General features: G+C 61.2%; 8 protein-coding genes. All 8 read left to right on the top strand.

What is annotated here, in order from left to right:
• Positions 1–19 precede the first annotated feature (19 nt).
• Positions 20–1456 (top strand): sigma-54-dependent transcriptional regulator, encoded by a 1437-nt coding sequence (locus AC0R79_RS25985; protein ID WP_474732250.1) that lies wholly within the window; start codon positions 20–22, stop codon positions 1454–1456.
• 734 nt (positions 1457–2190) lie between these two features.
• Positions 2191–3591, top strand: coding sequence for a polynucleotide adenylyltransferase PcnB (locus AC0R79_RS25990; RefSeq protein ID WP_007959609.1), 1401 nt, complete (start codon positions 2191–2193; stop codon positions 3589–3591).
• Between the two features lie 3 nt (positions 3592–3594).
• Positions 3595–4080 carry a 2-amino-4-hydroxy-6-hydroxymethyldihydropteridine diphosphokinase gene (gene folK / locus AC0R79_RS25995; RefSeq protein ID WP_127799956.1) on the top strand — a complete coding sequence of 162 codons (486 nt, stop codon included), beginning with the start codon at positions 3595–3597 and terminating at the stop codon, positions 4078–4080.
• 320 nt (positions 4081–4400) lie between these two features.
• Positions 4401–5201 (top strand): 3-methyl-2-oxobutanoate hydroxymethyltransferase, encoded by an 801-nt coding sequence (gene panB / locus AC0R79_RS26000; protein WP_273897804.1) that lies wholly within the window; start codon positions 4401–4403, stop codon positions 5199–5201.
• Complete coding sequence (gene panC / locus AC0R79_RS26005; RefSeq protein ID WP_474732253.1) at positions 5198–6058, top strand: pantoate--beta-alanine ligase; 861 nt, start codon at positions 5198–5200, stop codon at positions 6056–6058. Before panB ends, panC begins: the two co-directional genes overlap by 4 nt.
• Before the next feature lie 348 nt (positions 6059–6406).
• Positions 6407–8071, top strand: coding sequence for a glucose-6-phosphate isomerase (gene pgi, locus AC0R79_RS26010; protein WP_375747895.1), 1665 nt, complete (start codon positions 6407–6409; stop codon positions 8069–8071).
• 114 nt (positions 8072–8185) lie between these two features.
• Positions 8186–10123, top strand: coding sequence for an acetate--CoA ligase (gene acs, locus AC0R79_RS26015; protein ID WP_474732257.1), 1938 nt, complete (start codon positions 8186–8188; stop codon positions 10121–10123).
• A 100-nt stretch (positions 10124–10223) separates the two neighbouring features.
• Positions 10224–11240, top strand: coding sequence for a class I SAM-dependent rRNA methyltransferase (locus AC0R79_RS26020; protein ID WP_474732259.1), 1017 nt, complete (start codon positions 10224–10226; stop codon positions 11238–11240).
• Positions 11241–11298: the final 58 nt, after the last annotated feature.

The following is an 11298-nucleotide window of genomic DNA, read 5'->3' on the forward strand; positions in this document are numbered from 1 at the left end:
CGTCGAGAGTATCGAATCAATGCCGCACATTTTGATCGTCGAAGACGAAACCATTATCCGCTCCGCCTTGCGCCGCCTGCTGGAACGCAACCAGTACCAGGTCAGCGAAGCCGGTTCAGTGCAGGAAGCACAAGAACGCTTCAGTATTCCCACATTCGATCTGATCGTCAGCGACCTGCGTCTGCCGGGTGCTCCGGGCACCGAACTGATCAAGCTCGGCCAGGGCACGCCGGTGCTGATCATGACCAGCTACGCCAGCCTGCGCTCGGCGGTCGACTCGATGAAGATGGGCGCGGTGGATTACATCGCCAAGCCTTTCGACCACGATGAAATGCTTCAGGCTGTCGCGCGGATCCTGCGCGATCGCCAGTCGGCGCCTGCTGCCGGCGAAGCAGCTCCTGCCAAATCGGCCAATGGCAACGGCAAATCCGCCATCGACAACAGCAATGGCGAAATCGGCATCATCGGCTCGTGCCCGCCGATGCAGGACCTTTACGGCAAGATCCGTAAAGTGGCTCCGACCGATTCCAATGTGCTGATCCAGGGCGAATCCGGTACCGGTAAAGAACTGGTGGCCCGTGCCCTGCACAACCTGTCGAAACGCGCCAAGGCGCCGATGATCTCGGTGAACTGCGCAGCCATCCCGGAAAGCCTGATCGAGTCCGAACTGTTCGGTCACGAGAAAGGTGCGTTCACCGGTGCCAGCGCCGGTCGCGCCGGTCTGGTGGAAGCGGCGGACGGCGGCACGCTGTTCCTCGACGAGATCGGTGAATTGCCACTGGAAGCCCAGGCTCGCCTGTTGCGCGTATTGCAGGAAGGCGAAATTCGCCGGGTTGGTTCCGTGCAGTCGCAGAAGGTCGATGTCCGGTTGATTGCTGCAACCCACCGGGACCTCAAGAGCCTGGCGAAAATCGGTCAGTTCCGTGAAGACTTGTACTATCGCCTTCATGTGATCGCGTTGAAACTGCCGGCCCTGCGCGAGCGTGGCGCCGACGTCAACGAAATCGCCAATGCGTTTCTTGCTCGCCAGAGCGCCCGCATCAACCGCACCGACCTGAAATTTGCCGCCGATGCCGAACAGGCGATCCGGCACTATTCCTGGCCGGGTAACGTGCGGGAGTTGGAAAACGCCGTCGAGCGCGCGGTGATTCTGAGCGAAAGCCCGGAAATCTCTGCCGACCTGCTGGGCATCGACATCGAGCTGGGCGACCTGGAGGACGACGAATTCATCGGTCTGCCGGCTCAACAGCCCGGTAACGCCAGCAACAGCAGCCACGAACCGACTGAAGACCTGTCACTGGAAGACTACTTCCAGCATTTCGTACTCGAGCATCAGGACCACATGACCGAGACCGAACTGGCGCGCAAACTGGGCGTCAGCCGCAAATGCCTGTGGGAACGCCGTCAGCGTCTGGGCATTCCACGGCGCAAGACCGGGGTCGCCAGCGAGAGCTGAACGTTACCTGTCGAGTGGGCGGGTAACGGTTGAGGATGTGAAAAAACTGTTACCTCAGTCTTTTCACGTAACAGAAGCCGGGGTTATCGGTAACGAAACCCCGGCTTTTTTTCGCCCTGCGAAAACGGTTATATCGACCTAACCCCTTGTTTTATTGGGGTTCGCAAAAGTTGGCACGGCACCTGCTATATGTTTGGTACAAGAACAATAACAAGCAATGCACAAGACAATAAAAATAAGACGAATCGACTCACGCACAATAAAAACAAGACGGCGAGAGGCGCAGCTAACTGATTCTTTTGGAGAGGCGTTGTATTTGGGGCTAGCCCCACGACCAGGCCGAGAACAACAAAAACTGTCTTAAGACAGAGCCTGTACTGGTTGGATCGCAAGATCACTGCAACACAGCGACCAAAGCAATCCGTTTGCTCTTGGCTCCCGATTGGGAGGGTCATGAAGGAAAAGCTTCATGGCGAGGGCACTCAACAAAAACAAGAAGCCCGAATCAATAATAAAAAGAGCACGCAACTACTTCTTGGGGAGCTTCGGCTCCCCTTGTAGTTTCTCCTTCACGGCAAATCCCCCCTTCTGACGTATCTTCACCCCCTCTAGCCTGCGGCTTGCAGCGCAAAACGGCAGCGTCCTACACCATCCCTCGACTAAATGCTAGAATCCCGGCCCATCATGCGGTCATTCTCTGGTATGGCCGAACATTCCTTCAAACAGTGCATCCCATGCTGAAGAAGCTGTTCCAGTCATTCCGAACTCCCCTGCGTCGTACGCAACACATCCGTAGCACGCCTGAAGTCCTCAACAGCGGCCAACACTCGCTGCAGAAGGCGCAATTCAGCCGTTACGCGGTCAACATCGTCGAACGTCTGCAGGGCGCCGGCTACCAGGCCTACCTGGTTGGCGGTTGCGTGCGAGACATGCTGCTGGGCATCACGCCCAAAGACTTCGACGTCGCCACCAGCGCCACCCCCGAGCAGGTTCGTGCCGAATTCCGCAATGCGCGGATCATCGGTCGCCGCTTCAAGCTGGTACACATCCATTTCGGTCGCGAAATCATTGAAGTCGCGACCTTCCGCGCCAATCACCCGCAAAACGAAGACGACGAAGACAGCAACCAGTCTTCGCGCAACGAGAGCGGGCGCATTCTGCGCGACAACGTCTACGGCACCCTGGAAGAAGACGCGCAACGCCGCGACTTCACCATCAACGCCCTGTATTACGACCCCGTCAGCGAGCGCATCCTCGACTACGCCAACGGCGTGCACGACATCCGCAATCACCTGATCCGCCTGATCGGCGACCCGAAACAACGTTACCAGGAAGACCCGGTGCGGATGCTGCGGGCCGTGCGTTTCGCCGCCAAGCTCAATTTCGGTATCGAGAAGCACACCGTCCAGCCGATCCGCGAACTGGCGCCAATGCTGCGCGAGATTCCGTCGGCCCGCCTGTTCGAGGAAGTGCTCAAGCTGTTCCTCTCCGGTCACGGTGCCATCACCTTCGAGATGCTGGTCGACCTGCAACTGTTCGCGCCGCTGTTCCCGGCCAGTGCCGATGCGCTGGAACACAACCCGGAATACACCCACACGCTGATCAGCGAAGCACTGACCAACACCGACCTGCGGATCAAGCAGAACAAACCGGTAACCCCGGCGTTCCTGTTCGCCGCGCTGCTGTGGCCTGCCCTGCCGGCCCGTGTGTTGCGTCTGCAAGAGCGCGGCATGCCGCCGATTCCGGCCATGCAGGAAGGCGCTCACGAACTGATCGCCGAACAGTGCCAGCGCATCGCGATTCCAAAACGCTTCACCATGCCGATCCGCGAGATCTGGGACATGCAGGAACGTCTGCCACGCCGCAGCGGCAAACGTGCCGACCTGCTGCTGGACAATCCGCGCTTCCGCGCCGGCTACGATTTCCTGCTGCTGCGTGAGAGCGCCGGTGAGCAGACCGATGGCCTGGGCGAATGGTGGACCGATTATCAGGACGCCAACGACAGCGAACGTCGCGACATGATCCGCGACCTCAGCGGCAAGGGTGATGACGCCAGTGGCGCACCGCGCAAGCGTCGCCGCAGCAGCGGTTCCAAACGCAAACGCGCTGGCGCACCGAGCGCCACGGGCGAATAAGGCATGGAACGCATCTACATCGGCATGGGCAGCAACCTGGCTGACCCGGCCGAACAACTGCGCAGCGCGGTCGACGCGCTGGGGCAATTGCCCGACACCGAACTGGTCGGCGTGTCTGCCTTCTACCAGAGCGACTCGCTGCTGCCGGGCCAACCGCGTTACACCAACGCGGTTGCCGCACTCGACAGCACACTTGCCCCGCTGGAACTGCTCGACGCCCTGCAAGCCATCGAAAACGATCAGGGCCGCGAACGCCTGGAGCGCTGGGGCCCGCGCACGCTGGATCTGGACATTCTGCTGTTCGGTGATCGCCTGATCGATGAACCGCGCCTGAAAGTCCCGCATTACCACATGCAGGAACGCGCGTTCGTTCTCTATCCGCTGGCCGAACTGGCGCCCGAAGATCTGAGTCTGGCCGATGGCCGCACCCTTGCCGATCTTCTCGCAGCCTGCCCGTTCGTCGGCCTCGAACGCCTCTCTCACGCCTGACACACACCGCTGATGCGGGAGCCAACCGGCTCCCGCATTTTGCGTTCTTGTAGGACAAAAACCCCGCAGATCAGGCCCGCCGGCCCGCTGAATCGCATCAGTAACGCCGGTAACACTCCCCTCGTAACAATGCGGTAACACATGCAATTGACTTCCTGAGGCCTCATCACGACTATAGGCGTCCCGCTGCCGCCAACCCGGCATACAAGGGCGCAATCCAGGCCTTATAAGCACGACAAAAGAGCGTGCGCCTGAATAGATGACGAATCACGCGCGTTACTCGCAGTAGTTTCCAAAGCGCCTGAACGAGGATTTCTTACATGCCAGCCATCACCCTGACCACGCTCCAGAGCCTCAAGCAGAAAGGTGAAAAGATCACCATGCTGACCTGCTATGACGCGACCTTCGCCCACGCCTGCAACGAGGCCGGTGTCGAAGTGCTGCTGGTGGGCGACTCCCTCGGCATGGTCCTGCAGGGTCACGACAGCACCCTGCCGGTGACCACCGCAGAAATGGCCTACCACGTTGCCAGCGTCAAACGCGGCAACTCTGATGCCCTGATCCTGGCCGACCTGCCGTTCATGGCCAACGCCACCCTCGAGCAAACCATGACCAACAGCGCCCTGCTGATGCAGGCCGGCGCACACATGGTCAAGGTCGAAGGCGCCTTGTGGCTGGCGGACTCGATCCGCCTGCTGGCCGAACGCGGTGTGCCGGTCTGCGCCCACATGGGCCTGACCCCGCAAGCCGTGAACATTCTCGGTGGCTATAAAGTGCAAGGCCGCAACGAGAACCAGGCACGCCAGATGCGCGCCGACGCGATCTCGCTGGAGCAGGCCGGTGCAGCCATGCTGCTGCTCGAATGTGTGCCGAGCGAACTGGCGGCTGAAATCAGCCAGGCCGTGAAGATCCCAGTGATCGGCATTGGCGCCGGCAGCGACACTGACGGTCAGGTGCTGGTACTGCACGACATGCTCGGCCTGTCGATCAGCGGCCGCGTGCCGAAATTCGTGAAGAACTTCATGCAGGGTCAGGACAGCATCCAGTCCGCGCTGAAAGCTTACGTCAGTGAAGTCAAAGCCATCACTTTCCCCGGAATCGAACACGGATTCTCTGCATGAACACCGTCAAAACCGTACGTGAACTGCGCGCCGCCGTGGCGCGCGCCCGCAGTGAAGGCAAGCGCATCGGCTTCGTGCCGACCATGGGCAACCTGCACAGCGGCCACATTGCCCTGATCACCAAGGCCACCCAGCGTGTGGACTTCGTGGTCGCGAGCATTTTCGTCAACCCACTGCAGTTCGGCGCCGGCGAAGACCTCGACAAGTACCCGCGCACCCTGGCGGCGGATCAGGAAAAACTGCTGGAAGCCGGATGCGATCTGCTGTTCGCCCCGACCGTCGAGGAAATGTACCCCGACGGCATGGCCGGCCAGACCCGGGTCAGCGTGCCCCAACTGTCCGAAGGCCTGTGCGGCGCCAGCCGTCCGGGGCATTTCGAAGGCGTGGCGACGGTAGTCAGCAAGCTGTTCAACATGGTCCAGCCGGACCTGGCGATCTTCGGCCAGAAAGACTTCCAGCAACTGGCGGTGATCCGCGCGCTGGTGCACGACCTGAACATGCCGATCCAGATCATTGGCGAACCGACCGTACGCGCCGCCGACGGTCTGGCGCTGTCGTCGCGCAACGGATTCCTCAGTGAAGAACAGCGCGCCGTGGCGCCGGTGGTCTATCGCACCCTGAGCAGCATTGCCGAGTCTATCAAGCAGGGTGAACGCGACTTCCCTGCCCTGATCCAGGCGCAACGCCAGCAACTGGAAGCCGCCGGCCTGCGTCCTGACTACCTGGAAATCCGCCACGCCCTGACCCTGCGTCCGGCAACGGCGGACGATCGCGATCTGGTGATTCTGGTCGCGGCCTTCCTCGGCACCACCCGGTTGATCGACAACCTGCACCTGAATCTCGATATCCCCGCCTGAACACCGGCAAACGCTGTGGGAGCAACCCCGCTCCCACAGCGTCTGCACGCACTTCCAGACCGTATTGCTGAGCACCTGCCCATCGGGCAAACTGCCCGCCGTTCGACTCGACACCAATAGCAGGGACTGCTCGCATTACCCGCCGTTTGTCGGCCCCGTCTGTTATCAATGTTAAAAAAGTACCGAAAACAGGTCAGACAAAGCCAAGACAGATCGCGGCGCTGGGTTTACTGTATTCGCCCTGCGCCAAAGTAATCGTGTCGACGCAGTTGCCCCCTCGCCCAAACATGGCGGGGAGGTCTTTTCAGAGTTCAAAAGGCCGTTCAAGTAAAAAGGAAAACCGCAGCGATGGCGTACTACCGCACTCCTCATGACGTTACCGCTCTGCCTGCCTGGCAAGCGTTGAAAGATCACCGCCAAGCCATGCAGGATTTCAGCATGCGCGAAGCCTTCAACGCCGATCCGCAGCGCTTCAATCAGTTCACTCTCAGCAGCTGCGGACTGTTTCTCGACTATTCGAAGAATCTGATCAACGCCGAGACCCGCAACCTGCTGGTGGGTCTGGCCAATGAAGTCGATCTCAAGGGCGCGATCAAGGCGCTGTTCGACGGCGAAATCGTCAACTCCTCCGAAGGCCGCCCGGCGCTGCACACCGCCCTGCGTCGCCCGGTCGGCGACAAGCTGTCGGTCAACGGCGTCAACGTGATGCCTGAAGTACACAAGGTGCTGAACCAGATCACCGATCTCGTGGGCCGCATCCACGACGGTCTGTGGCGCGGCTACACCGAGAAGCCGATCACTGACGTTGTGAACATCGGCATCGGTGGCTCGTTCCTCGGCCCCGAGCTGGTCTCCGAAGCCCTGCTGTCCTACGCCCAGAAAGGCGTGCGTTGCCACTATCTGGCGAACATCGACGGCAGCGAATTCCACGAGCTGACGCAGAAACTGCGCGCCGAGACCACACTGTTCATCGTTTCGTCGAAATCGTTCAACACCCTCGAAACCCTGAAAAACGCCCAGGCCGCACGTGCCTGGTACCTGGCTCAGGGCGGTTCGGAAGCCGAGCTGTATCGCCACTTCATCGCCGTATCGAGCAACAATGCCGCCGCCGTGGCCTTCGGTATCCGCGAAGAAAACATCTTCCCGATGTGGGACTGGGTCGGCGGTCGTTACTCGCTGTGGTCGGCCATCGGCCTGCCAATCGCCTTGGCCATCGGCATGTCCAACTTCAAGGAGCTGCTGTCCGGTGCCTACACCATGGACCAGCATTTCCAGAGCGCGCCGTTCGAACAGAACATGCCGGTACTGCTGGCCCTGCTCGGCGTGTGGTACGGCAACTTCTGGGGCGCGCAAAGCCACGCGATCCTGCCGTACGACCACTACCTGCGTAACATCACCAAGCACTTGCAACAGCTGGACATGGAATCCAACGGCAAGAGCGTACGTCAGGACGGCACCCCGGTGTCGACCGATACCGGCCCGGTGATCTGGGGCGGCGTCGGCTGCAACGGTCAGCACGCTTACCACCAGTTGCTGCACCAAGGCACCCAACTGATTCCGGCCGACTTCATTGTGCCGATCGTCAGCTTCAACCCGGTCTCCGACCACCACCAGTGGCTGTACGCCAACTGCCTGTCGCAGAGCCAGGCGCTGATGCTCGGCAAGACCCTGCCGGAAGCCGAAGCGGAACTGCGCGACAAAGGCATGAGCGAAGACCAGGTGCAGAAAATCGCACCGCACAAGGTGATCCCGGGCAACCGTCCGAGCAACACCATCGTGGTCGAGCGCATCAGCCCGCGTCGTCTCGGCGCACTGGTGGCGATGTACGAACACAAAGTCTTCGTGCAAAGCGTGGTCTGGGGCATCAACGCCTTCGACCAGTGGGGCGTGGAACTGGGCAAGGAACTGGGCAAGGGCGTCTACAACCGTCTGGTCGGCAGCGAAGAAACCGCCGCTGAAGACCCGTCCACCCAAGGCCTGATCAACTACTTCCGCGGCCGTCACCGCGGCTGATCCAGCCCTGAACACACCCCCTCGCCATGAGGGGGTGTTTGTTTACAGGTATTGAACCCTCACCGCTCTCGGCGCATCTTTATCCTTGTCGCACAACAAGAATAAGGAACCGTCATGTTCGATATCAGCACGTTCCCCAAAGCCGATGCCGTCCGCCGGGCTGCACAGTTGAGTCAGGACGACTACCAGCACCTGTACCGCGAATCCATTGAACACCCCAGCACCTTCTGGGCCGAACAGGCCACCCGCTTCCTCGACTGGAGCACGCCGTGGCAGACCGTCCAGCGCTATGACCTGAAGACCGGCGACGCCGCCTGGTTTGCCGGTGGCAAGCTGAACGTCAGCTACAACTGCATCGACCGCCATCTGGAAACGCGCGGCGATCAGACCGCCATCCTCTGGGAAGGCGACGACCCCGCCGAATCGACGCAAATCACCTACAGCAAACTCCATCACCACGTCTGCCGCCTGGCCAACGTGCTGAAAAGCCGTGGCGTGAAAAAAGGCGACCGGGTGTGCATCTACATGCCGATGATCCCCGAAGCCGCCTACGCCATGCTCGCCTGCGCACGGATCGGCGCGATTCACTCGGTAGTGTTTGGCGGTTTCTCCCCGGACTCATTGCGCGACCGCATTCTCGACGCCGACTGCCGCACCGTGATCACCGCCGACGAGGGCGTGCGCGGTGGCAAATTCGTGCCGCTGAAACAGAACGTCGACAAAGCCCTGCAGAGTTGTCCGAATGTCAGCACCGTCGTGGTGGTCGAGCGCACCCAGAACAAAGTCGACTGGGTCGAAGGCCGCGACCTCTGGTATCACCAGGCCGTGCGCGACGTCAGCGACGATTGCCCGCCGGAACCGATGGACGCAGAAGACCCGCTGTTCATCCTCTATACCTCCGGCAGCACCGGCAAACCCAAGGGCGTACTGCACACCACCGGCGGTTACCTGCTGCAAGCGGCGATGACCTTCAAGTACGTGCTCGACTATCGCGACGGCGAAGTGTTCTGGTGCACCGCCGACGTCGGCTGGGTCACCGGCCACAGCTATATCGTCTACGGCCCGCTGGCCAACGGCGCCACCACACTGATCTTCGAAGGCGTGCCGAGCTACCCGAGCACTTCGCGGTTCTGGCAGGTGATCGACAAACACAAGGTCAACATCTTCTACACCGCCCCCACCGCCCTGCGCGCGTTGATGCGTGAAGGCGCCGGCCCCTTGCAGGAAACTTCGCGACAAAGCCTCAGATTGCTCGGCAGTGTCGGTGAGCCGATCAACCCGGAAGCGTGGGAATGGTATTTCAACGTGGTCGGCGAACAGCGCTGCCCGATAGTCGATACGTGGTGGCAGACCGAAACCGGCGGCATCATGCTCAGCCCGCTGGTCAGCGCCCAGCGAATCAAACCGGGCTGCGCCACCCAGCCGATGTTCGGCGTGCAACCGGTGCTGCTCGATGAGCACGGCAAGGAAATCAAAGGCGCCGGCAGCGGCGTGCTGGCGATCAAGTCGAGCTGGCCGGCACAGATCCGAAGCGTCTACGGCGATCCGCAGCGCATGGTCGACACCTACTTCAAGCCCTATCCCGGTTACTACTTCACCGGCGACGGCGCCCGCCGCGACGAGGACGGCGATTACTGGATCACCGGGCGCATCGATGACGTGATCAATGTCTCCGGCCATCGTATCGGCACCGCCGAGGTGGAAAGTGCGCTGGTGCTGCACGACAGCATCGCCGAGGCCGCCGTGGTCGGTTATCCCCACGATGTCAAAGGTCAGGGGATTTATGCGTTCGTCACACCGATGAACGGCACCGAGCCCAACGACGAGCTGAAAAAGGAACTGCTGACCCACGTCAGCAAGGAAATCGGCAGCTTCGCCAAACCGGACCTGATCCAGTGGGCCCCGGCCCTGCCGAAGACCCGCTCGGGCAAGATCATGCGGCGAATCCTGCGCAAGATCGCCTGCAACGAACTCGACAGCCTCGGCGACACCTCGACGCTGGCGGATCCGAGCGTGGTGCAGGGTTTGATCGATAAACGCTTGAACCAGTAAGCGCAGCTGCAAGCGGCGAGCCTCAAGCCTGAAGCTCGCCGCTTGCAGCCGAGTTGCTGCTAAACTCCCGCGCCCCGATTCCCTCCAGCAAGGCGCCCGCATGTCTTCCTTGAACCTGGCGCTGCGCGCCGCCCTCGATCAACGCCAGGATCTGCTCGCCGAGCTGCACAGTCAGGGCACCGACTGCTATCGGCTGTTCCACGGCAGCCAGGAAGGCGCCGGCGGCCTGACCATCGACCGCTACGGCCCGCAACTGATGGTGCAAAGTTTCCACCAGACCCTGGCGCGCGAAGACCTGCTGCAACTGCACGCCATGGTCAACCAGACCCTGGGCCTTGAAACCCTGCTGGTCTACAACGACCGCTCCCGTGGCAACTCGCGGATCGATCGTGAAGACAGCGTCTACCGCGCCGACGACGCCGCGCTGGCCGATCTGGTCGGCCACGAATGGGGCCTGAATTATCGTGTGCGCGGACGCCACGCTGGGCAGGATCCGCTGCTGTTCCTCGACCTGCGCAACACCCGCGGCTGGGTCAAGGATCACGCCAAGGGCAAAAGCGTGCTCAACCTGTTTGCCTACACCTGCGGCGTCGGTCTGAGCGCAGCGGCTGGCGGTGCACGCGAAGTGTGCAACCTGGATTTCGCCGAGGGCAATCTGGCGGTGGGGCGCGAGAATGGTTTGCTCAATCCGCAACTGCCAACCATGGACTTCATCCAGTCCGACTACTTCCCGGCGATCCGCCAACTGGCCGGCCTGCCGATCAGTCAGCGTCGCGGGCAGAAACTGCCGAGCTATCAGCGCCTCGAACAGCGCCAGTACGACCTCGTGCTGCTCGACCCGCCCGCATGGGCCAAGAGTGCGTTCGGCACCGTCGACCTGCTGCGCGATTATCAAAGCCTGCTCAAGCCGGCCCTGCTGACCACCGCCGAGAATGGCGTGCTGATCTGCTGCAACAATCTGGCGAAAGTCAGCATGGATGACTGGCGCGAACAGGTGCTGCGCTGCGCCGAAAAAGCCGGGCGGCCGGTGCGTGAATGGAGCGTGATGACGCCAGGTGCCGACTTCCCTTCGCGGGATCAACAACCGCCGTTGAAGACACTGATTTTGCAGTTCTGATCCTTACCCCTGCAGGAGCAGCCTTCGGAAGCTCCTACAGAAATTGCAGACAAATCTG

Source organism: Pseudomonas sp. HD57-3 (genome assembly GCF_056113135.1).

Coding starts and splice junctions, on each gene's coding strand:
- AC0R79_RS25985 (WP_474732250.1), top strand. CDS start 20: ATGCCGCACATTTTGATCGTCGAAGACGAAACCATTATCCGCTCCGCC.
- AC0R79_RS25990 (WP_007959609.1), top strand. CDS start 2,191: ATGCTGAAGAAGCTGTTCCAGTCATTCCGAACTCCCCTGCGTCGTACG.
- folK (WP_127799956.1), top strand. CDS start 3,595: ATGGAACGCATCTACATCGGCATGGGCAGCAACCTGGCTGACCCGGCC.
- panB (WP_273897804.1), top strand. CDS start 4,401: ATGCCAGCCATCACCCTGACCACGCTCCAGAGCCTCAAGCAGAAAGGT.
- panC (WP_474732253.1), top strand. CDS start 5,198: ATGAACACCGTCAAAACCGTACGTGAACTGCGCGCCGCCGTGGCGCGC.
- pgi (WP_375747895.1), top strand. CDS start 6,407: ATGGCGTACTACCGCACTCCTCATGACGTTACCGCTCTGCCTGCCTGG.
- acs (WP_474732257.1), top strand. CDS start 8,186: ATGTTCGATATCAGCACGTTCCCCAAAGCCGATGCCGTCCGCCGGGCT.
- AC0R79_RS26020 (WP_474732259.1), top strand. CDS start 10,224: ATGTCTTCCTTGAACCTGGCGCTGCGCGCCGCCCTCGATCAACGCCAG.